Here is a 21,086-nt window from a genome sequence, read left to right on the forward strand (position 1 = left end):
CTCACGCCTGGCGGAACCAGACGGCCGACAGCGGCGGCAAGGTGACAAGCGCCGATTGCGCCTGCCCGTGCCATGCCACGGCCTCGGCCGTGACGCCTCCAAGGTTGCCCCGGTTCCCCCCGCCATATACGCCCGCATCGGTATTCAGGATCTCGTCCCAATGCCCCGCCGCAGGCAGGCCCAGCCGATAGGACCGCTCCACCGGCGTCATGTTCACCGCGCAGACCACCATGGGATCACTTGGCCCCCCCTTGCGCGCCCAGGCATAGACCGAGGCACCCGCATCGTTGCTTTCGATCCACTGGAACCCTTCGGGCCGCGTGTCGTTCACATGCAGCGCGGGGTTGTCGCGATAGGCGCGGTTCAGATCGCGCACCAGCGCCTGCACGCCCCGGTGTTCGGGAATATCCAGCTGATGCCAGTCAAGGCTCTGGTTGTGGTTCCATTCCCGCCCTTGCGCGAATTCACAGCCCATGAAGAGCAGTTTCTTCCCCGGATGCCCCCACATGAAGCCGTAATAGGCGCGCAGGTTGGCGAATTTCTCCTCGCCCGAACCCGGCATCTTTTCCAGCATGCTGCCCTTGCCATGCACCACCTCGTCATGGCTGATCGGCAGGATGTAGTTTTCCGACCAGGCGTAATGCAGGCCAAAGGTCATCTGGTGGTGGTGATACTGCCGATAGATCGGGTCCTTGTGCATGTAGGAGAGCGTGTCGTTCATCCAGCCCATGTTCCACTTGAACCCGAAGCCGAGGCCGCCGTGATCCACGGGCCGCGACACGCCCGGAAAGGCCGTGCTTTCCTCGGCCACGGTCATCACGCCCGGCACCTCGCCATAGACGGTGACATTCATCCGCCGGAGCAGCGCCGCCGCCTCGTAATTCTCGCGGCCCCCGTCCTTGTTCGGTATCCACTCGCCCTCTTTCCGGCTGTAGTCACGGTAAAGCATCGACGCCACCGCATCCACGCGCAGCCCGTCGACATGGTATTCCTCAAGCCAGTAAAGCGCGTTGGAGACGAGGTAATTCGCCACCTCCACCCGCCCGTAATTGTAGATCAGCGTGTTCCAGTCCTGATGGAACCCCTCGCGCGGGTCGGCATGTTCGTAAAGCGCCGTGCCGTCAAAGCGGCCAAGCCCATGCGGATCGGTCGGGAAATGCCCCGGCACCCAATCGAGCAGCACGCCCAGCCCCTTCCTGTGCGCCGCATCCACCAGCGCGCGGAATTCCCCCGGCGTGCCGTGCCGGATCGTGGGGGCGAACATGCCGACGGGTTGGTAACCCCAGCTTCCGTCAAAGGGGAATTCGCTGACAGGCATCAACTCGATATGGGTGAACCCCATATCGGCCACGTAATCGACCAGTTGCTCGGCCAGTTCCGGATAGGACAGCATCCGGTCCCCCGGCGCGCGGCGCCATGATCCCAGATGCACCTCGTAAACCGAAATGGGCGCGTCGATGGAATGCCGCGCGGCCCGCGTCGCCATCCAGTCCCCATCGCGGAAATCCCCCGCGATCCGCCGGACGACCGAGGCATTGGCGGGCGGATGTTCCGACCCGAATCCCACCGGATCGGCCTTCAACGGCCCGACATAGCCATTCTGGCCCAGAATCTCGTATTTGTAGGTCGCGCCCTCGGCCAGGCCGGGGATGAAGGTCTCCCACACCCCCGTCGCCCCCCGCCGCCGCATCGGATGGCGGCGCCCGTCCCAGATGTTGAAATCCCCCACCACCGAGACACGCTCGGCATTCGGGGCCCAGACGGCGAAATGCACGCCCTCCACGCCCTCATGCGTGATCAGATGCGCGCCCAGCACCTGCCACAGGCGCTTGTGCGTCCCCTCGCCAAGCAGATATTCATCCATCTCGCCCAGAACCGGGCCAAAGCGGAAGGGATCGTCGAATTCCCATGTCGCCCCATGCCCCTCGGCGCGCAGCCGATACTCGGCCTTGCGCGGCAGGGTCGCGCAGAACAGCCCCTCGCAACCCGGCACGGGGGCAAGGTCAACCGGCTTGCCCGCCTTGCCCGTCAGCGCCCAAAGCCGATCTGCCCCCGGCACAAAGGCCGTAAGCACCCATGCCCCCTCCCGCTTGTGCAGGCCCAGCACGGAAAACGGGTCGCCATGCCGCCCCTCGACGATGGCCTTTGCCGCCCCGTGGTCGATCAGGTTTCCGCTCATGGCTGCCCCCCTCCCCGAAGGCGCCACCCCGGCCCGTCACAGGGCCGAAGTGACCCCCCAAATCTCGTCCATGTAGCTGCGGATCGTGCGATCCGAAGAAAAGAACCCGCTGCGCGCCGTGTTCATCGCCGCCATGGCAAGCCAGCGGTCGCGGTCGGCATAGGCGCGGTCCACCTGCGCCTGCGCGGCGTGATAGGCATCGAAATCCGAGGCCACGAGGAAATAGTCATGGTGCCAGACCCGATGCACCAGACCGTGATAGCGGTCCGGCTGATCCGGGCTGAACCGCCCTTCGGCGATCATCTGCAGCACATCCTGCAGGGCCTGGCTCGCCTCGATCGCCTTGCGCGCATGTTCGGGATCCTCGCGCCGCTTCGTCACCTCTTCCGCCGTCAGCCCGAACAGGAAGAAGTTCTCCGCCCCGACCTCTTGCAGGATCTCCACATTGGCGCCGTCCAGCGTGCCGATGGTGGGCGCGCCGTTCATCATGAACTTCATGTTGCCGGTGCCGCTGGCCTCTTTCCCTGCCGTGGAAATCTGCTCTGACAGATCCGCCGCCGGCACCAGCCGCTCGGCCATGCTGACATTGTAGTTGGCGGGATAGACGATCTTCAGCAGGTCGCCCGTCACGGGGTCATTGTTCACCACCCAGGCCACGTCATTGATCAGGTGGATGATCTCTTTCGCCACCGCATAGCCGGGCGCCGACTTGCCGCCGAAGATCTTCACCCGCGGCACCCAGTCTCCCTTGGGGTTCGACCGGATCTTGTGCCAATGCGCGATGGTTTCCAGGATGTTCAGAAGCTGGCGCTTGTATTCGTGGATGCGCTTGATCTGCACGTCGAACAGCGCATCGGGGCTGACCTTCACCCCGCATTCGGCCGCGATCCAACCCGCCAGCGCCACCTTGTTCGCCCGCTTCGCCGCGCCAAAGGCCTCGCGGAAGGCGCGGCCCTTCACATGCGGCTCCAGGCCCTTCAGGCGATCCAGATCATCCTCCCAGCCCGCGCCCACCGTATCGGTGATCAGCTTCGCCAGCGGCCGGTTCGCCATCTTCAGCCAGCGGCGCGGGGTCACGCCATTGGTCTGGTTGATGATCCGCCCCGGATGCAGGCGGTCCAACTCGGGGAAGAGGTTCTTCTTCACCAGATCGGAATGCAGCGCCGAAACCCCATTCACCTTATGCGCCATGACAAAGGCCAGCTCGCCCATCCGCACCTCATGGTGCTTCACGATCCCCACATAATGGGGCCGCGAGGGATAGCTGCGGCGATGCCATGAATCGATCCGCTCCACGATCTGCATGTGGCGCGGCAGGACATTGCCGAAGGTGAAAGTCGCCCAACGCTCCAGCGCCTCGGGCAGCAGGGTATGGTTGGTATAGCCAAGGCAGCCCCGCGCCGTTTCCAGCGCATCGTCAAAGCCCATGCCATGCTCATCCGTCAGCAGGCGGATCAGTTCGGGCCCCGCGATGGCGGGGTGGGTGTCGTTCATCTGGATCGCCACATGCTTCGGCAGATCGCGCAGGTCGCTATGGCGCGCCATGAAGCGGCGCAGGATATCCTGCAGCGCGGCCGAGGTCAGGAAGAATTCCTGCTTCAGGCGCAGTTCCTTGCCCTGATAGGTCGTGTCATCGGGGTAAAGCACCCGGCTCAGCGTGCGCGCCAGCGCCTCGGGCTCCGCCGCTGCGGCATAGTCCCCCCGGTTGAACCGCGCCAGATCGAACAGCGTCGTGGGCTTGGCCGCCCAAAGCCGCAGCGTATTGGCCCATTTCCCCTGCCAGCCGATCACCGGCGTGTCATGCGCCTCGGCCAGCACGGTTTCGCCGGGCACCCAGACCTCGCGCCCGCCCTGCATCTCCACCTGGCCCTTGAAGGGCACGGTATAGGCGCTTTCGGGCCGCGCGAATTCCCATGGATGGGCCTGGGTCAGCCAATCCTCGGGCGTCTCCACCTGCTGGCCCCCCTCGAATCGCTGGCGGAACAGGCCATGCTCATAGCGGATGCCATAGCCATAGGCGGGGCAACCCAGCGTCGCCATGCTTTCCATGAAACAGGCGGCCAGACGGCCCAGCCCGCCATTGCCCAGCGCGGCATCGGGCTCATTCTCCACGATCGCGCGGAAATCCTGGCCAAAGCCCGCCATCGCCTCTTCGGCAATGTCGCGCAGGCCCAGGTTGATCGTCGCATCCTCCAGAAGCCGCCCGATCAGGAATTCCATCGACAGGTAATAGACCCGCTTCCTGTCTTCCGCCCATGTGCGGCGGGTCGAGGCGAACCACGGCTCCACGATCCGGTCACGGATCGCGAAGGACAGCGCCATGCGCCAATCATAGACAGAGGCATTGGGCGCGTCCTTGCCCAGCGTATAGGTCAGATGCCGGGCGACATCGGCTTGCAGCAGGTTGGGGGTCAGACTCAGATCGTTCACAATCTCATATCCGCATCGGGGCACCTTTACCCACCCTACCCCCGGCCCGACCATGGTCAAGCCGAACGGGCAAGGGAAAACGGCAGGGCGCAGGGAACTGGCCTTTCAAACCGCTTTAAATGTTATCGCAATCACACGCAATCCGCGATTTCATTCCGCAATGATAAAACGTGAAAATTCACCGAAAGCGCATTCAAAACGCTTTGAATACCGACGCCCCGCACCCGCCCGCCGCGCGAATCGTGTGCCATAGGGGGCCGTCACGGCCTTTGCTGTCATTTTGTGCCATCTGATCTGGATCATGTCGCACAAGGTGCAGGCTGCATAGATGTTTGGGCCATAGCCCGTTTCGGTCAAGCCCGGAGATCGCCGATGAGACTCACGACACGCACCAATCTCGCCATGCGCACGCTGATGTTCTGCGCCGCCAATCCCGGCCGCACCGTGCGCAAGGCCGAGGTGGCCGAGATCTGCAATGCCTCGGAAAACCATCTCGCCCAGGTGATCCATCTCCTGGCACAGAAGAAGTTCCTCCGCACCCTGCGCGGGCGCGCCGGCGGGCTGACGCTCGGCCGCCCCGCCGAAAGCATCAAGGTGGGCGAGGTGTTCCGCGAATTCGAATCCGTGCTGCCCTTCACCGAATGCTTCGCCGGTGGCGGCAATGCCTGCCCGCTGGTCGGGGCCTGCCGGTTGAAATGCGTGCTGGCCGATGCGCTCTCGGCCTTCTACGAACAGCTCGACCGCGTCTCCGTCGCCGATCTGGTGACCGGCAATACCGAACTGGAAGACCTGCTCAGGGTCGCCTGATCCGCAACCGCAGGGGTTTCCCCGAAACCCCCGATTTTTCGCAGAAAAATCGCCCCCATCCGGCGGCGGCCCGGCCTCGCCCAAGGCCACGCTCCTGGCCCGGGGGTTCCGCAGGAACCCCGATTTTTCGCAGAAAAATCGCCCCCGCCCGGCCTATCCGCCCCAGGTCCGGCGCAGCACGGAGAGCCAGTTCCCCCAGGCCAGCTTGCCCAGCAGGGCCTCGCCAAACCCATGCCCGCGCAGCGCCGCGATCAGGCGCGGCAGGCCCGCCACATCGGTGATCCCTTCCGGCACCGTCGCCCCGTCGAAATCCGACCCGAAGCCCACATGATCCTCGCCCAGCCGCCCGATCAGATGGTCCAGATGGCGCAGCACCGCCTCCCATCCCATCTCCGGATCGCGCCGCCCGTCAGGCCGCAGGAAGACCGTGGCGAAGTTCAGCCCCACCATGCCCCCGCTCTCGCGGATCATGTCCAGCTGCCGGTCCGTCAGGTTGCGGCTGGACGGCGCCACCGCATGGGCATTGGAATGGGTCGCCACCAGCGGCGCATCCGACAGCCGCGCCACGTCGTCGAACCCCTTCTCGTTCAGATGGCTCAGGTCGATCATCACCCGCAGCGCGTTGCATTCCCGAACCAGCCGCCTGCCCGCCTCCGTCAGCCCCGGCCCGGTATCGGGCGAGGACGGGAAGGCGAAGGGCACCCCATGCCCGAAGACCGTGGGCCTGCTCCACACCGGGCCGAGCGAGCGCAGCCCCATCGCATGAAAGGCATGCAGCGCGTCGCAGCCCTCGTCGATGGCCTCGGCCCCCTCCATATGCATCACGCCCGCGATCACGCCCTCGGCCCGCGCGGCCTCGATCCCTGCCGCCGTCCGGCACAGCCGGAACGCCCCGCCGGATGCGCGCTCCATCCACAAAAGCTGCCCCGCCAGCCCCAAAGCCACGGCCTGGCTTTCGCGCAAGGGCAGCGGCGCGGGCAGGTCCAGCGCATAGGGCGGCGCATCCATCAGCGCCTCGATCCCGTCATCCTCCTCGGTCGCGGGCGAGGGCACATAGATGGCGAACATCCCCCCCGCAAAGCCCCCCGCCTTCATGCGCGGCAGGTCAAGATGCCCCTTGCCCTGCCCCGTCAGCCAGATCGCCTCGCGCGCTTCGGGCTCCATCAGGATGCGGTAGAGGATGTCGTTATGGCCGTCAAAGACGGGGATCGTTTCCTGCATGGGGGCCTCCGGCTTGGGGCCGCCACCCTTGCATGGGTCGGCGCGGGACGAAAGCCCTCAGCAGCAGCCCCCGGCAAGCCCGGTCAGGATCGGGCAATCGGGCCGGTCATCCCCCGCACAGCCCCGCACCAGATCGCGCAGCGTCGCCTGCATGGCGCGCAATTCGGCAATCTTGCGCTCCATCTCCTCCAGATGCGCCTCGGCCAGGGCCTTCACATCGGCGCTGGCGCGCGCGCGATCCTCATAAAGGGCCAGCAGCCTGCGGCATTCCTCGATGGTAAAGCCCAAGCCCCGCGCCCGGCCGATGAAGGCCAGCTTGTGCAGGTCGCTTTCGCGGAAGGCGCGATAGCCGTTCGCACCCCGCAGCGGGCGGATCAGCCCGATCTCCTCGTAATAGCGGATGGTCTTTGCAGGCAGGCCCGACCGTTCGGCCACATCCTTGATGTTCATGCCCGTGCCCCCTTCACCCCGCGCAGGCGCAGCGCGTTCCCCAGCACGAAGATCGAAGACAGCGCCATCGCCCCGGCGGCCAGCATCGGCGAAAGCTGCGGCCCGCCGAAGGGCACCAGCAGCCCCGCCGCCACCGGGATCAGCGCGGCGTTATAGCCGAAGGCCCAGGTCAGGTTCTGGCGGATGTTGCGCATCGTGGCGCGGCTGACGCGGAGGGCATCCACCACCGCCAGCGGATCGCCCGACATCAGCACCACATCCCCCGCCTCGATCGCCACATCCGTCCCCGTCCCCATCGCCAGCCCCACATCCGCCGCCGCGAGCGCCGGCGCATCGTTGATCCCGTCGCCCACAAAGGCCACGCCCGCGCCCATCGCGCGCAGCGCGGCCCCCTTGCCCTCGGGCAGCACGCCCGCCTGCACCTCCTCTGGCATCAGCCCCAGCCGCGCGGCAACCGCGCCCGCCGTCACGGCATTGTCCCCCGTCACCATCGCCACCTGCAGCCCCAACCCGCGCAAGGCCCCCAGCGCCGCCCGCGCCTGCGGCTTCACCGGATCGGCCACCGCGATCAACCCGCGCGCCACCCGCGCATCGCCCACGAAAAGAAGCCCCTTCCCCTCGCCCGCCAACCGCTCTGCCGCCGCCGACAGGTCCGCAGGCACCTCGGCAAACATCCGCTGCGACCCGACCGCAACCACCGCGCCGCCCACGACGGCCCGCGCCCCATAGCCCGGCACCGCCGCGAACCCCTCCGCCTCCGGCAGCACCACCCCCCGCGCCGCCGCCTCGTCCAGCACCGCCGCGGCAAGCGGATGCTCCGATCCCGCCTCCACCGCCGCCGCCTCGGCCAGCATATCCGCGCCGACCATATCCGTCACCACGGGCTTGCCCGCCGTCAGCGTGCCGGTCTTGTCAAAGGCCACCACCCGCACCTCTGCCAGCCGCTGCAGCGCCTCGCCCCGCCGGAACAGCACGCCCAGTTCCGCCGCCCGCCCCGTGCCCACCAGTATCGACACCGGCGTCGCCAGCCCCATCGCGCAGGGGCAGGCGATGATCAGCACCGACACCCCCGCCACCAGCGCCGCCGCCACGCCCTGCCCCGCGACCATCCAGCCCGCAAAGGCCAGCGCGGCAATCCCCATCACCACCGGCACGAACCACAGCGTCACCCGGTCCACCAGCGCCTGCACCGGCAGCTTGCTCCCCTGCGCCTCTTCCACCATCGCCACGATCCGCGCCAGCACCGTGGCCGCCCCCACCGCCCGCACCTCCACAACCAGCGCGCCTGTCCCGTTCACCGTGCCGCCCGTGACCGCATCCCCCGCGTGCTTCGTCACCGGCACCGGCTCGCCGGTCAGCATCGACTCGTCCACCGCCGACGCGCCCGAGACGACCGCGCCATCCACCGCCACCCGCTCCCCGGGCCGCACCAGAACGCGCATCCCCGGCACCAGCGCGGCGACCGGCACCTCGCGCCCGTCCTCCAGCCGCGCCACCCGGGGCTGCATCCCCACCAGCCGCGCGATGGCCGCCCCCGCCCGCCCCCGCGCCCGCGCCTCCAGCGTGCGGCCCAGCAGGATCAGCACCACGATCACCGCAGCCGCCTCGAAATAGACCGCGCGCGATGCCGCGGGCACCAGCGCAGGCACAAAGGTCACGACCGAGGAATAGGCCCAGGCCGCCCCCGTCCCCACCGCCACCAGCGAATTCATGTCCGGGCTGCCCTGCAGCAGCGCCGGGATCCCCTTGGAAAGAAACCGCCGCCCCGGCCCCAGCAGCACCAGCGTCACCAGCACGAACTGCGCAAGCCAGAGCTGGGCCATGGGCACCACCCCCATCAGCCAATGGTGAAAGGCAGGCACCAGATGCCCCCCCATCTCCACCACGAAGACCGGCAAGGTCAGCGCCCCCGCCAAGGCCGTCTCGCGCGCCAGACCGCGCACCTCCTCAGCCGGATCGTGACGCTTCGCCTCGGCCAGGGGTGCTGCCGCATAGCCCGCCCGTGTCACCGCCGCGGCCAGCGCCTCTGGCGCGGCCCCGCCCTCCCACAGCGTCACCGTCGCCCGCCGCAGCGCCAGATTGGCCACCGCCTCCTTCACGCCCGGCTGGGCACGCAGCACCCGCTCCACCCGGCCCGTGCAGGCGGCGCAGGTCATCCCCTCCACCCCCAGAACCACCGCCGCCTCGCGCGCGGGGTAACCCGCCCTGGCCAGCGCCGCCGCCATCGCCGCAGGCGCGGCAGGGGCGTGGAACGCCACATCCGCCGTCTCGGTCGACAGGTTGACCACCGCGCGCTCCACCCCCGGCAGCGCCGTCAGCACCCGCTCCACCCGCAGCACGCAAGAGGCGCAGCTCATCCCCTCCAGCCGAAAGCGCACCTGCCGCGCGGGCGGCGCATCGCGGGCGGGGGCCGGGCTGCCCGCGGGCGGGCTGTCGGCCTCGGTCAGGTTCGGGGCGGTTGTGGTGGATCCGGTCATGGAACTCTCCTTCCACGATCCCAGATAATCCTTCCAGTCACGGGAAGGTCAACCCCTGCAACCGCATGCGCCCTGCGGCAACTCCGCGCTTGACCTTCCCCCCGCTGGAAGCCTCAGATCACGGCAAGACAGTTCAGGGACCAGACCAGATGACCACCCTTTCCATCCCCGACATGACCTGCGGCCATTGCAAGGCCACGGTCGAATCCACCCTTGGCGCGCTGGGCGATGCTGGGCAGATCAGCGTCGATCTGGCCAGCCGCACCGCCACCGCCACCGGCCCGGCCAGCCCCGACCGGCTGATCCGCGCGCTGGACGAAGTGGGCTTTCCCGCCACCGCCATCGGCTGACGCAACGTCACATCGCGTCACGGCGCGGCACGCCTGCGCGATCGCCTGTTGCAAATGTCGCACAGCCGCTGTAGCGCGTCGCAAATTCGCCCTGCCCCTGTCTTGCCGCGGTCCCTTTCCGCGCTCAGATAAAGGGAAGGCGAATGCTGACAGTGCCAGAGCGAGCAGGAAAGATGGCCAGGAAACCGACGACGACACCGCAGCAGGGCGGCTCCAACACCCCCGCACAGCAGCAGGACCAATCCCAGGGGTCCACCCAGCAACAGCAAGGGTCCACCCCGATCTTCCGCGACTGGGCTTCGATCTGATCCGAACGGATCGACCCCAGCCCCTTCCAACACACAGGGCCAGCCGCTAGGCTGGCCCTGTTGCGTTTCAGGGTTCACCCGCCATGCCCACCACCTCCACCCCCGTCTCCTCGATCCCCAATCTCGGCCCCGCGACCGAGGCCGCCTTCGCCCGCGCCGGGATCCACAGCGCCGAGACGCTGCGCGAACTCGGCCCTGACGAATCCTATCGCCGCCTGCTCGAAAGCGGCACCGCGCCGCATTTCATCGGCTATTACGTGCTGGTCATGGGATTGCAGGGCCGCCCCTGGAACGATTGCCAGGGCGAGGAAAAGAAGGCCCTCCGCCTGCGCTTCGATGCGATCAAGGCCGGGGCGAAAGGAAAGGGCCGCTCCGAAATCGAAGCGGCCCTTGATGCCTTGGGCGTCGTGGAACGCCGCCGCTGATCCCCGTGGATCAGCCGACGATTTCCAGACCCGAGAAGAAGAAGGAAATCTCGCGCGCGGCCGATTCCGGGCTGTCGGAGCCATGCACCGAATTCTCGCCCACCGACAGGGCAAATTCCTTGCGGATCGTGCCATCGGCGGCATTGGCCGGGTTGGTCGCGCCCATCACTTCGCGGTTCTTCAGGATCGCGCCTTCGCCTTCCAGAACCTGCACCACCACCGGCTCGGAGGCCATGAATTCGCACAGCTCGCCGTAGAAGCCGCGCTCCTTGTGTTCGGCATAGAACTGGCCGGCCTGCGCCATGCTCAGATGGATGCGCTTTTGCGCGACGATGCGCAGACCCGCCTCTTCGAATTTGGCGTTGATCTTGCCGGTCAGGTTGCGCTTGGTCGCATCGGGCTTGATGATCGACAGGGTACGTTCGATTGCCATTGTGGCCACTCCGTTTCTGGGTTCTGTTTTCTGGGCCGCGTGGGGGATCCCCGCGCCGGAATTCATGTGCGGCGCACCTAGCATGGGCCTGTAACAATGAAAAGCCGCCCCTCAACAAAGCGCTAAATGCCCGCGCGCTGCGTGCATACGCCCGTCTGCACTGCGCTGCTGCACTGCGCTGCTGAACACCTGCAACCACACCTCCCCCCAAGCCCGCCGTTGACGCCGCGCCGCCCATAGGGCAAGCCCTGCGCCATGTTACGCATCGACGCCATCACCTATTCCGTCGAAGGCCGCCCCCTGTTCGAGGCCGCCTCCGCCACCATTCCCACCGGCCACAAGGTCGGCCTCGTGGGCCGCAATGGCGCGGGAAAAACCACTCTTTTCAGGCTGATACGCGGCGAACTTGCACTCGAGGGCGGGTCGGTCAGCCTGCCCTCGCGCGCCCGCATCGGCGGTGTGGCGCAAGAGGTGCCCTCGTCGGAAACCTCGCTTCTCGATACTGTCCTGCAGGCCGATACCGAACGCAGCGCCCTTCTGGCCGAATCCGAAACCGCGACCGACCCCCACCGCATCGCCGAAATCCAGGCCCGCCTGACAGATATCGACGCCTGGTCGGCCGAGGGCCGCGCCTCCAGCATTCTCAAGGGGTTAGGCTTCGATTCCGAACAGCAGTTGATGCCTTGCTCGGCCTTTTCGGGCGGCTGGCGGATGCGCGTCGCGCTGGCGGGCGTGCTGTTTTCGCAGCCCGATCTTCTGCTTCTGGACGAACCGACCAACTATCTCGATCTCGAAGGCGCGCTCTGGCTTGAGGCCTACCTTCAGAAATACCCCCATACCGTCCTCATCATCAGCCATGACCGGGGCCTTCTGAACCGCGCCGTGCAGGGGATCCTGCATCTGGATCAGCGGAAACTTACTTATTGGACAGGCCCTTACGACCAGTTCGCAAGGCAGATGGCCGAACGCCGCGCCGTCCTGCAGGCCGAGGCGAAAAAGCAGGAGGCGCGTCGCGCGCATCTGCAATCCTTCGTTGACCGTTTCAAGGCAAAAGCATCCAAGGCCGTTCAGGCGCAAAGCCGGGTGAAGATGCTGGAAAAGATGACGCCCATCACCGCGCCCGAAGATGCCAAGCGCGTGGTCTTTACCTTCCCGGCGCCCGAGGAACTGTCGCCGCCGATCATCAACATGGAAGGGGCCGCCGTCGGCTATGGCGGCCCGCCCATCCTGAAGAAGCTTTCGTTAAGGATTGATCAGGACGACCGCATCGCCCTGCTGGGCCGGAATGGTGAGGGAAAATCCACTCTTTCCAAGCTGTTGGCAGGCAAACTTCCAGCGATGGAAGGGCGTTTCACGCGGTCATCGAAGTTAAGGATCGGTTACTTCGCCCAGCACCAGGTCGATGAACTGCACATCGACGAAACACCCCTGCAACATATTCAGCGCCTCCGCCCCGACGAAGGCCAGCCCCGCCTGCGCGCCCGCCTTGCCGGGTTTGGGCTGATGGCGGATCAGGCCGAAACCGTGGTGGGCCGCCTCTCGGGCGGGCAGAAGGCGCGGCTCTCGCTGCTTCTGGCCACCATCGACGCGCCGCATCTTCTGATCCTGGACGAACCGACCAACCACCTCGACATGGAAAGCCGCGAAGCCCTGGTCGAGGCGTTGACCGAATATCCCGGCGCGGTGATCCTCGTCAGCCATGACATGCATCTTCTGTCGCTGGTGGCGGATCGGCTCTGGCTGGTGAAGGGCGGCGCGGTGACGCCCTATACCGAAGATCTGGAAGCCTATCGTAAGATGCTGCTTTCGGGCGACGAAGACACGAAGATCGCCGCGAAACCCGTTGAAAAACAAAAGAAAGCCAGCCGTGACGACATCCTCGTCCTGCGCGCCGACCTGCGCAAGTGCGAAGACCGCCTCGCCAAGCTGAACGAGATGCGCGACAAGCTGGCCAGCAAGCTGGCCGATCCCGCCCTCTACGAGGCCGCCCGCATCGGCGAGCTGGAAACCTGGAACCGCAAATATGCCGAAGTGATGGAGGGGCTGGATCGCGCCGAATCCCTCTGGCTGACGGCGCAGGAAAAGCTGGACCAGGCCACCGGCTGATCCCCCACCGTCCCATGCCAAGCCGCTGGCCAGAATCCGGCAAAGCCCCTAGGCTGGCCCGGACCGGAGCCCGGACCAGAGGATGACCTTGCCCGAAACCGCCTTCCTCATCACCGCCTTCGCCACGCTTTTCGTGGTGATCGACCCGCCGGGTCTGGTGCCGCTGTTCATCGCCCTGACGCAGGGAATGGATGCCGATCACCGCCGCCGCCTTGCCCTGCGCGCCTGCCTGATCGCGGGGGGGCTTCTGTTGCTGTTCGGGCTGGCGGGCGAGGCCATCCTTGGCTTCATCGGCATCTCCATGCCCGCCTTCCGCATCGCGGGCGGGATCCTGCTGTTCCTCACCGCGCTCGACATGCTGTTCGAACGCCGCACCCAGCGCCGCGAGGGCCAGAAGACCGATCCGGATCACGATCCGTCGGTCTTTCCGCTGGCCACGCCCCTGATCGCCGGGCCGGGGGCCATCGCCACCGTGATCCTGCTGGTGGGTCAGGCGCCCGGCTGGCCGGGCACGGTTTCCGTCCTGGCGCTGCTGGCGCTGGTCTTGCTCACGACCTTCGTCTTCCTCCTCGCCTCGCCACCGCTGGAGCGGCTGCTGGGCCGGACGGGAACCATCGTGATCACCCGCCTTCTCGGCATGCTGCTGGCCGCGCTTTCGGTGCAATTCGTCATCGACGGGGTCAAGGGCACCGGATTGATCGGCTGATCTTCCATCCCGCGCCACGCCCCCCATATTGGATAGGCGGAAAGGAGTCGCCCCCGGAATGGATGCCGAAACGACAGGCCGCCTGTTCTATCTGACGCTGCTGCTTGTGGCGGTGGGCGGCTGGGTGATCGTGGAATACCGCAAGCGCATGGGCGAGGCGCTGCGCACCGCCCTGGCCTGGGGGTTGATCTTCATCGGCGTGATGGCGGGTTACGGCCTGTGGAACGACCTGCGCACCGATATCGCCCCGCAGCAGATCCTGACGCAGGCAGGCCAGATCGAGGTGCCGCGCGCCGAGGACGGGCATTACTACCTGACGCTGGACATCAACGGAACGCCCATCCGCTTCATGGCCGATACCGGCGCCACGAACATGGTGCTGTCGGATCGCGATGCGCGGCGGTTGGGCATCGACACGCAGGATCTTGTCTATATCGGCACGGCCCAGACGGCCAATGGCATCGTCCGCACCGCCCGCATCCGCCTGCCCGAGGTCGCGCTTGGCCCCCATCTCGATCAGGATTTCCCGGCCTGGGTCAATCAGGGCGAAATGTCCGACTCGCTCCTGGGCATGGATTACCTCTCGCTTTACCGGGTCGAGATCGCGGGCGACCGGATGATCCTGCGGCGATAGGCGGATCAGCCCTTTTCGGCCTTCTTCTCCCATCGGCCGCTTTCCTCGGACCAGTATTGCGCGGGCAATCCCGCCTCGGTCAGCGCCTTCCATTTCTGCCGCGCCGCGGCCAGTTGCGCGCCATCGCCCCCGTCGAACAGCAGCCAGACCCGCTCCAGCGGGCGGGCCTCTTCGGGGGTGGTCTCGGCCCCGTCCAGCAGGAACAGGCCGCTTGCCCCATTGGCGATGGGGCCGGGGCCGATCAGCACAGGCTGATCCGCGTCATGCGGCCCGCCCTGCAGGCCATGCGGCAGGAAGGGATCCGCCTCGGTCAGCCAGAGTTGCGCATCCAGCCGGGCAAGGGCGTCGGCATCCCTGCTGCGCACCATCACCCGCCAGCCCTGCCGCAGCGCGCGCGGTAGCAGCATCATCAGCGTCTCATCCGCCGAGGATCGCGTCAGGTGATAGAACATCACCACGCCCATGGCGGCCTCACTTCGCCTCGAACCGGTCCCGGATCAGCCGATCCAGCGCCATCACCCCCCAGCCCGTCGCCCCCTTGGGGGCAAGCGTGCTGTCGGATTTCAAAAGCGCCGTGCCCGCGATGTCCAGATGGCACCAGGGCGTTTCGGGTTTCACGAAGCGCTGCAGGAACTGCGCCGCCGTGATCGCCCCGCCGTCGCGCCCGCCCACATTCATCATGTCGGCGATGCGGGATTTCAGCTTGGCGTCATAGGCATCGCCCATGGGCATGCGCCATGCCCCCTCGCCCTCGGCCTTGGCGGCCTTGAGGAAGGCATTGCAGAGATCGTCGTTGTTGGAAAAGACGCCCGTGTTTTCATGCCCCAGCGCGATGATGATCGCCCCCGTCAGGGTGGCCAGGTCGATCATGCCGGTGGGTTTGAACCGTTCCTGCGCATACCACAGCACATCGGCCAGCACGAGGCGGCCTTCGGCATCGGTGTTGATCACCTCGATCGTGTCACCCTTCATGGACCGCACCACATCGCCCGGGCGCTGCGCGCGCCCGTCGGGCATGTTTTCCACCAGCCCGACAAGACCCACGACATTGGCCCGCGCCTTGCGCAGGGCCAGCGTGCGCATCACGCCCGCCACCACGCCCGCGCCGCCCATGTCCATCGTCATCTCTTCCATCCCGGCGGCGGGCTTGATCGAGATGCCGCCCGTGTCGAAGACGACACCCTTCCCCACCAGGGCAAAGGGCGCCTCGCCCCGCGCGCCGCCATGCCATTGCATGACGACAACCTTCGACGGGCATTCCGATCCCTGCCCCACCCCCAGAAGCGCGCCCATGCCCAGCTTCATCAGCTGGTCCTCTTCCAGGATCTCGACATCCAGCCCCAGTTCCTGCATCGCCGCCAGACGGGCCGCGAAATCATGGGTGGTCAGGATATTGGCCGGTTCGTTCACCAGATCGCGCGTGAAGAACACCCCTTCCGCAACCGCCGCCCCCGGTGCCGCCGCCGCGGCCACGGCTTCGGGATTGGCCACCATGAAGGCGACATGGCCCGGATCCTTGCGCTCGCCGGTCTTGTGGGCAGAAAAATCATAGGCCCGCATCGCGATCCCGAAGGCGACCTCGGCCGCCATCGCATGGCCTTCGGCAAGAACCGTGGTTCCCGCAGGCGTCAGCGCGCGGCCAATGGTCCCCCCCGCCTTGCGCGCCTTGCCGATATCGGCGCGCCGCGGCAGGCGCACGATCTGCAGCGCATCGGCCAAGAGCCCCGAAGGCCAGGCCAGATCGACCGCCTCGCCGGGTTTCAGCTTGTCGAAAGCCTCGCTGTTCAGCATGCGCCCCACGGCGCCGCGCGTCAGCCGGTCAAGCCGGCGCAGGGCCGGGGTCAGGCCGGTGGGGCCATCGGCAAAGGCCACGATACGGCCCGTGATCCGCGGCAGGGCGTCCAGATCGACGGGGCGGAAATGGATGGGAACAGGATGCGTCATTGCGGAAATCTCCGGGAAGCTGCGCCGATTTCGGACCGAAGGCGCAAAGATGCCAAAACGCTATCCCTCCTGCCCGGGATTGACCAGATATGAGTTTTCCCCGCCGGGGAATTCCGATAGTTTCCCGGCAAGAAGGAATGTGGGGGCCTGACCGGCGTGTCGAGATTCGACAGATATCTGCTGTCGCAACTTGTTGCGCTCTTCGGGTTTTTTGCCCTAGTGCTTGTGTCTGTCTATTGGGTGAACCGGGCTGTCGGCCTGTTCGACCGGCTGCTGGGCGATGGCCATTCGGCACTGGTCTTTCTGGAACTCTCGCTCTTGATGCTGCCCAATGTCATCCGTCTGGTCCTGCCCATTGCGGCCTTTGCCGCGGCGGTCTTCGTGACCAACCGCCTGACCCAGGAAAGCGAGCTTGTGGTGATGCAGGCGACCGGCTTCTCGGCCTTCCGGCTGGCGCGGCCTGTCCTCTATTTCGGGGCCATCGTCACGGCGCTGCATCTGGTGCTGATGAACCTTCTCGTGCCCTGGAGCGGTGCCATGCTGGCCGAGCGCGAGGCCGCCCTGTCCGAGAACGTGACCGCCCGCTACCTGAACGAAGGGCAGTTCATGCACCCGGCGGCGGGCGTGACGATCTATATCCGGGAAATCACCCCCGAAGGCGAGTTGCGCGATCTTTTCCTTGCCGATGACCGCAGCGAGGTGGAGCGCACGACCTATACCGCGCGCAAGGCGCTTCTGGCGCGGGGCGAGACGGGGCCGAAGCTCTTGATGTTCGACGGCATCGCCCAGACGATCACCCGGGATGACAGGCAAAGCCTGTCGATCACGCGGTTTTCGGATGTGACCTATGATCTGGGCGGCATGCTGGATCGCGGGCAGGCCGGGCTGATCCCCATCGACAACCTGACCACCCTCGCCATCCTGACGACCGATCCCGAAACCCTGCTGGCCCGCAGCGGGGCCGACAGGGCCGCCGCCCTGCAGGAAGTGCATAGCCGCCTGGCGCAGCCCTTCCTCAGCACGGCCGCGGCGATGGTGGGCTTTGCCACCCTGCTGATCGGCGCCTTCAGCCGCTTTGGCCTGTGGCGGCAGATCCTGGGCGCGGTGATGATCCTGATCTTCCTGCAATTGCTGAACACGTCGGGCGCGGCAACCGCGCTGCGCGATGCGCGGCTCTGGCCCGCCGTCTATGCCGCCCCGCTGGCGGGCTTGGGCATTGCCGCGCTGCTGCTGCATCTGGCGCAAAGCCCGCGGCGGCGCCTGCGCGGGGGGGCGGCGGCATGACGCTGAGCCTTTACATCGCGCGGCGGTTCCTTGCCTCTTTCGCGGTGGTGCTGGGAGTGTTCTTCGGCATCATGCTGCTGATCGACACGATCGACCAGCTGCGCGGCCTGAACCAGAGCGATGCGGGCCTTCTGTCGGCCCTGCAACTGGCCGCGCTGAACGTGCCGGAAAGCCTGTATCGCATCCTTCCGCTGATCATCATTCTGGCCGCCATCGCGCTGTTCATGGCGCTGGCGCGATCGAGCGAACTTGTCGTGGTCCGCGCTGCGGGCCGGTCCGGGCTGCGCTTCCTGATCGCGCCTGTGCTGACGGCGCTGGCCTGCGGGCTGGTGGCGGTGGCGGTGCTGAACCCGCTGGTCGCGGCCACGATCAAGCTGCATGACAGCGCGCAGGCCCGCATCGCCAATGCCGGGGCCAGCGTGCTTTCGGTCACGGCCAACGGCCTCTGGCTGCGCCAGGGGGATGCCGGCGGCCAGACGGTGATCCAGGCCGAACGGTCCAACGCCGACGGCACGGAACTGCTTGGCGTGACCTTCCTTCTGATGGATGAAACCGGCCTGCCCGCCGCCCGGATCGAGGCGCGTCAGGCCATCCTTGCCCCGGGGGCCTGGCAACTGACCGGGGCAAAGCGCTGGGATCTGACCTCGACCAATCCGGAACAGACGGCGGAACGCCTGGCCGATGGCACGACCATTCCTTCGGATCTGACGCGGGAAGGCATCCGCGACAGTTTCGGCTCGCCCTCGGCGATCCCGTTCTGGTCGCTGCCGGAATACATCGCCGGGCTTGAACGGGCAGGCTTTTCGGCGCGCAACCATCAGGTCTGGTTCCAGATGGAACTGGCCCAGCCCCTGTTGCTGGCGGCCATGGTCCTTGTCGCGGCGGGCTTCACCATGCGCCATGCGCGCTTTGGCCGGACGGGTATATTGGTGCTGCTGGCCGTGCTGAGCGGCTTTGCCATCTTCTTCCTGCGCAATTTTGCGCAGGTTCTGGGCGAGAACGGGCAGATCCCCGTCGCACTGGCGGCATGGGCGCCCCCGGTGGCCGCCACGATGATGGCGCTGGGCCTGCTCTTGCATCTGGAGGATGGCTGACATGGCCCGCCATCTGGATTTCCGCCGTCGCAAGCCCCGCCGTTTCGCGGCGATACGCCCCCTGATGCTGGCCCTGTCGGTGGCGGCGCTGCTCGGCTCGGCCGCGCCGGGCGGGCTGATGGCGCAGGACGCGGCGACGCTGATCGCCGACCGGCTGGAAATCGCGGCGGATACGCGGCTGATCGCCGAAGGATCCGTCGAGGTCTTCTATCAGGGCCGCCGCCTGACCGCGCAGCGCATCGTCTTTGACCAGACGGCGGACCGCCTGACGATCGAAGGGCCGATCCGCCTGACCGATGCCGAAGGCACCACTGTCATCGTCAGCGCCCAGGCCGAACTGGCCGCCGACCTGACCGAAGGCATCCTGCAAAGCGCGCGGGTCGTGCTGAACCAGCAGTTGCAGATGGCCGCCTCGCAGATGGTGCGCAGCGAGGGGCGCTATCTGCAACTGGACAATGCCATCGCCTCAAGCTGCCGGATCTGCGAAGGCAGCCCGACGCCGCTGTGGGAAATCCGGGCACGGCGCATCCTGCATGACCAGCAGGAAAAGCAGATCTATTTCGACCATGCCCAGTTGCGCATGGCGGGTGTGCCGGTGCTTTACATCCCGCGCCTGCGCGTGCCCGATCCGACGCTGGATCGCAGCACGGGCTTTCTCATGCCCAAATTCACCAACCGCACCGATCTGGGCACCGGGCTGACGCTCCCCTATTTCGTGACACTCGGCCCGTCGCGCGACCTGACCTTCTCGCCCACGCTGACCACCGCGGGGGGCAAGACGCTGGAGATGCGCTATCGGCAGGCCTTCGAGACGGGCAGCATCGTGCTGTCCGGCGCCATCTCGCGCGACGAGATCCAGCCGGATGACACCCGCGGCCATGTGGTGGCTGACGGCCTGTTCCGCCTGCCCCGCGATTTCCGGCTGGCCTTCCATGGCGAAGCGGTCAGCGACGATGCCTATCTGGCCGATTACGGCATCAGCGATACCGACCGGCTGACGAATTCGATCCAGATCGACCGGGTCCGCCGCGATGAATACATCGCCGCCCGGATCATCAATTTCGATACGCTGCGGGCGGGCGATTTCCCCTCGGCCACGCCCTATCTGGTGACCGACGCCACCTATATCCGGCGCTTCCAGCTTGGCAGTCTGGGGGGCGAAGGCACGCTGCGCTTTGGCACCCATACCCATACGCGGCAATCGTCGAACCCGCTGGATGGGCTGGATGCCGATGACATCGCCGAAGGTGCCGACATGCAGCGCCTGTCCATCGGCGCGGACTGGCGCAAGGACTGGCTCACGCAGGGCGGCCTGCTGGTCGCGGCCCTGGGCGAGGTGCGGATGGACAGCTTCCGCATCAGCGACGACGCCACCTATGGCGGCAGCAACACCCGCCTTTCCGGCGCGGCAGCGGTCGAGTTCCGCTGGCCCTGGCTGCGGGCCGGATCGGGCGGGGCCTCGCAGGTGATCGAACCGGTGGCGCAGATCGTCTGGTCCGATGATGACGGCGCGACCGTGCCGAACGAGGACAGCCGCCTTGTGGAATTCGACGAGGCCAACCTCTTTTCCCTGAACCGCTTCCCCGGCAATGATGTCGTGGAAACCGGCCTGCGCGCCAATCTGGGCGTCAGCTGGACGCGGCTTGATCCTTCAGGCTGGACCATGGGGGCAACCCTTGGCCGCGTCTTCCGCGAGGATCCGGTTGCCGCCTTCTCCACCGCGTCGGGCCTCAGCGGCAGCACCTCGGACTGGATGTTCGCGCTGACGGCGGAAACGCCCGGCGGGCTTGATCTGGCCGGGCGGATCATCGCCGATGACGATCTGACGGTGACCCGGGGCGAGGTGCTGGCCGAATATGCCACCCCCGACCTGTGGCTGAACACCGGCTATATCTGGTCCGTCGCCGATCTGGCGGAATCCCGGGCCAATGCCGTGTCCGATCTGGTCATCGGCGGCGGCTATCAGATCAGCCCGGGCTGGCAGGCTTCGGCCTCAGGCCGCTATGATTTCGAGGCCGACAGCTATCGCAGCGCGGATTTCGGCCTCAGCTTCAAGAACGAGTGTCTGCTCGTCGATCTTTCTCTCTCGCGTCGGTTCACGTCATCCACTACTGTGCGGCCAGGCACGACGGTCGATCTATCGGTCGAATTGCTTGGCTTTGGCGGCGGAACCGAGGCGGGGCCGGCGCGCATGTGCAGGCGATGAAGGTGCAAGGCAGGAAACGGGATACGGGAATG

18 protein-coding genes are annotated in these 21,086 nt (G+C 66.7%); 10 read left to right on the plus strand and 8 right to left on the minus strand.

Annotated elements, in window-relative coordinates:
• Position 1: 1 nt before the first annotated feature.
• Positions 2-2,179, minus strand: a complete 2,178-nt coding sequence (gene glgB, locus G5V65_RS13545) for a 1,4-alpha-glucan branching protein GlgB (protein ID WP_165051019.1) — start codon at positions 2,177-2,179, stop codon at positions 2-4.
• Positions 2,180-2,215: 36 nt separating this feature from the next.
• Positions 2,216-4,663: a glycogen/starch/alpha-glucan phosphorylase gene (locus G5V65_RS13550; protein ID WP_165051231.1), complete on the minus strand. Its 2,448-nt coding sequence runs from the start codon at positions 4,661-4,663 to the stop codon at positions 2,216-2,218.
• Between the two features lie 318 nt (positions 4,664-4,981).
• On the opposite strand from G5V65_RS13550, the gene G5V65_RS13555 reads away from it, so the two are divergent.
• Positions 4,982-5,416 carry an RrF2 family transcriptional regulator gene (locus tag G5V65_RS13555; protein WP_165051022.1) on the plus strand — a complete coding sequence of 145 codons (435 nt, stop codon included), beginning with the start codon at positions 4,982-4,984 and terminating at the stop codon, positions 5,414-5,416.
• Between the two features lie 153 nt (positions 5,417-5,569).
• Here the strand turns inward: G5V65_RS13555 and G5V65_RS13560 are convergent, their stop codons facing one another.
• From G5V65_RS13560 to G5V65_RS13570, 3 genes are read right to left on the minus strand one after another with little or no spacing between them, the layout of a single operon-like run.
• Positions 5,570-6,637 (minus strand): dipeptidase, encoded by a 1,068-nt coding sequence (locus tag G5V65_RS13560; protein ID WP_165051024.1) that lies wholly within the window; start codon positions 6,635-6,637, stop codon positions 5,570-5,572.
• Positions 6,638-6,694: 57 nt separating this feature from the next.
• Entirely contained in the window at positions 6,695-7,087 is a 393-nt protein-coding gene (gene cueR / locus G5V65_RS13565; protein WP_165051026.1) for a Cu(I)-responsive transcriptional regulator, read from the minus strand.
• A complete protein-coding gene (locus G5V65_RS13570) occupies positions 7,084-9,564 on the minus strand; it encodes a heavy metal translocating P-type ATPase (protein WP_165051028.1) in 2,481 nt (826 codons plus the stop codon). The genes cueR and G5V65_RS13570 overlap by 4 nt, the downstream gene beginning before the upstream one ends.
• A gap of 149 nt (positions 9,565-9,713) precedes the next feature.
• On the opposite strand from G5V65_RS13570, the gene G5V65_RS13575 reads away from it, so the two are divergent.
• The 3 genes from G5V65_RS13575 (at position 9,714) to G5V65_RS13580 (ending at position 10,647) form a co-directional block, all read left to right on the plus strand.
• On the plus strand, positions 9,714-9,914 hold the full coding sequence (locus G5V65_RS13575; protein ID WP_165051030.1) for a heavy-metal-associated domain-containing protein: 201 nt from the start codon (positions 9,714-9,716) through the stop codon (positions 9,912-9,914).
• A 173-nt stretch (positions 9,915-10,087) separates the two neighbouring features.
• Complete coding sequence (locus G5V65_RS22710; protein WP_277602955.1) at positions 10,088-10,222, plus strand: hypothetical protein; 135 nt, start codon at positions 10,088-10,090, stop codon at positions 10,220-10,222.
• An 83-nt stretch (positions 10,223-10,305) separates the two neighbouring features.
• A complete protein-coding gene (locus tag G5V65_RS13580) occupies positions 10,306-10,647 on the plus strand; it encodes a TfoX/Sxy family protein (RefSeq protein WP_165051033.1) in 342 nt (113 codons plus the stop codon).
• A gap of 10 nt (positions 10,648-10,657) precedes the next feature.
• Here the strand turns inward: G5V65_RS13580 and ndk are convergent, their stop codons facing one another.
• Positions 10,658-11,080 carry a nucleoside-diphosphate kinase gene (ndk, locus tag G5V65_RS13585; protein WP_165051035.1) on the minus strand — a complete coding sequence of 141 codons (423 nt, stop codon included), beginning with the start codon at positions 11,078-11,080 and terminating at the stop codon, positions 10,658-10,660.
• 255 nt (positions 11,081-11,335) lie between these two features.
• On the opposite strand from ndk, the gene G5V65_RS13590 reads away from it, so the two are divergent.
• From G5V65_RS13590 to G5V65_RS13600, 3 genes are all read left to right on the plus strand, one after another.
• Positions 11,336-13,186 (plus strand): ABC-F family ATP-binding cassette domain-containing protein, encoded by a 1,851-nt coding sequence (locus G5V65_RS13590; RefSeq protein ID WP_165051037.1) that lies wholly within the window; start codon positions 11,336-11,338, stop codon positions 13,184-13,186.
• A gap of 88 nt (positions 13,187-13,274) precedes the next feature.
• Positions 13,275-13,892 carry a MarC family protein gene (locus G5V65_RS13595; RefSeq protein WP_165051233.1) on the plus strand — a complete coding sequence of 206 codons (618 nt, stop codon included), beginning with the start codon at positions 13,275-13,277 and terminating at the stop codon, positions 13,890-13,892.
• Positions 13,893-13,950: 58 nt separating this feature from the next.
• Positions 13,951-14,526, plus strand: coding sequence for a retropepsin-like aspartic protease family protein (locus tag G5V65_RS13600; protein WP_165051039.1), 576 nt, complete (start codon positions 13,951-13,953; stop codon positions 14,524-14,526).
• Positions 14,527-14,531: 5 nt separating this feature from the next.
• On the opposite strand, the gene G5V65_RS13605 is transcribed toward G5V65_RS13600, so the two are convergent.
• Both G5V65_RS13605 and G5V65_RS13610 read right to left on the minus strand, forming a co-directional pair.
• Positions 14,532-14,990, minus strand: coding sequence for a DNA polymerase III subunit chi (locus G5V65_RS13605; RefSeq protein WP_165051041.1), 459 nt, complete (start codon positions 14,988-14,990; stop codon positions 14,532-14,534).
• Positions 14,991-14,997: 7 nt separating this feature from the next.
• Positions 14,998-16,470, minus strand: a complete 1,473-nt coding sequence (locus G5V65_RS13610) for a leucyl aminopeptidase (RefSeq protein ID WP_165051044.1) — start codon at positions 16,468-16,470, stop codon at positions 14,998-15,000.
• Positions 16,471-16,626: 156 nt separating this feature from the next.
• On the opposite strand from G5V65_RS13610, the gene lptF reads away from it, so the two are divergent.
• The 3 genes from lptF to G5V65_RS13625 are packed head-to-tail and all read left to right on the plus strand — an operon-like array spanning position 16,627 to position 21,054.
• Positions 16,627-17,754, plus strand: a complete 1,128-nt coding sequence (gene lptF / locus G5V65_RS13615) for an LPS export ABC transporter permease LptF (protein WP_165051046.1) — start codon at positions 16,627-16,629, stop codon at positions 17,752-17,754.
• Complete coding sequence (gene lptG, locus G5V65_RS13620; RefSeq protein WP_165051048.1) at positions 17,751-18,848, plus strand: LPS export ABC transporter permease LptG; 1,098 nt, start codon at positions 17,751-17,753, stop codon at positions 18,846-18,848. The genes lptF and lptG overlap by 4 nt, the downstream gene beginning before the upstream one ends.
• A 1-nt stretch (position 18,849) precedes the next feature.
• Positions 18,850-21,054, plus strand: coding sequence for an LPS-assembly protein LptD (locus G5V65_RS13625; RefSeq protein WP_165051050.1), 2,205 nt, complete (start codon positions 18,850-18,852; stop codon positions 21,052-21,054).
• Positions 21,055-21,086: the final 32 nt, after the last annotated feature.

The sequence above is a fragment of the Paragemmobacter kunshanensis genome, from assembly GCF_011059185.1.
In the GTDB taxonomy this organism is placed as follows: Bacteria; Pseudomonadota; Alphaproteobacteria; order Rhodobacterales; family Rhodobacteraceae; genus Paragemmobacter; species Paragemmobacter kunshanensis.

What these genes read in the sequence shown, in the direction of transcription:
- glgB (WP_165051019.1), bottom strand. Translation starts at nt 2,179, where the DNA reads ATGAGCGGAAACCTGATCGACCACGGGGCGGCAAAGGCCATCGTCGAG.
- G5V65_RS13550 (WP_165051231.1), bottom strand. Translation starts at nt 4,663, where the DNA reads ATGGTCGGGCCGGGGGTAGGGTGGGTAAAGGTGCCCCGATGCGGATAT.
- G5V65_RS13555 (WP_165051022.1), top strand. Translation starts at nt 4,982, where the DNA reads ATGAGACTCACGACACGCACCAATCTCGCCATGCGCACGCTGATGTTC.
- G5V65_RS13560 (WP_165051024.1), bottom strand. Translation starts at nt 6,637, where the DNA reads ATGCAGGAAACGATCCCCGTCTTTGACGGCCATAACGACATCCTCTAC.
- cueR (WP_165051026.1), bottom strand. Translation starts at nt 7,087, where the DNA reads ATGAACATCAAGGATGTGGCCGAACGGTCGGGCCTGCCTGCAAAGACC.
- G5V65_RS13570 (WP_165051028.1), bottom strand. Translation starts at nt 9,564, where the DNA reads ATGACCGGATCCACCACAACCGCCCCGAACCTGACCGAGGCCGACAGC.
- G5V65_RS13575 (WP_165051030.1), top strand. Translation starts at nt 9,714, where the DNA reads ATGACCACCCTTTCCATCCCCGACATGACCTGCGGCCATTGCAAGGCC.
- G5V65_RS22710 (WP_277602955.1), top strand. Translation starts at nt 10,088, where the DNA reads ATGGCCAGGAAACCGACGACGACACCGCAGCAGGGCGGCTCCAACACC.
- G5V65_RS13580 (WP_165051033.1), top strand. Translation starts at nt 10,306, where the DNA reads ATGCCCACCACCTCCACCCCCGTCTCCTCGATCCCCAATCTCGGCCCC.
- ndk (WP_165051035.1), bottom strand. Translation starts at nt 11,080, where the DNA reads ATGGCAATCGAACGTACCCTGTCGATCATCAAGCCCGATGCGACCAAG.
- G5V65_RS13590 (WP_165051037.1), top strand. Translation starts at nt 11,336, where the DNA reads ATGTTACGCATCGACGCCATCACCTATTCCGTCGAAGGCCGCCCCCTG.
- G5V65_RS13600 (WP_165051039.1), top strand. Translation starts at nt 13,951, where the DNA reads ATGGATGCCGAAACGACAGGCCGCCTGTTCTATCTGACGCTGCTGCTT.
- G5V65_RS13605 (WP_165051041.1), bottom strand. Translation starts at nt 14,990, where the DNA reads ATGGGCGTGGTGATGTTCTATCACCTGACGCGATCCTCGGCGGATGAG.
- G5V65_RS13610 (WP_165051044.1), bottom strand. Translation starts at nt 16,470, where the DNA reads ATGACGCATCCTGTTCCCATCCATTTCCGCCCCGTCGATCTGGACGCC.
- lptG (WP_165051048.1), top strand. Translation starts at nt 17,751, where the DNA reads ATGACGCTGAGCCTTTACATCGCGCGGCGGTTCCTTGCCTCTTTCGCG.
- G5V65_RS13625 (WP_165051050.1), top strand. Translation starts at nt 18,850, where the DNA reads ATGGCCCGCCATCTGGATTTCCGCCGTCGCAAGCCCCGCCGTTTCGCG.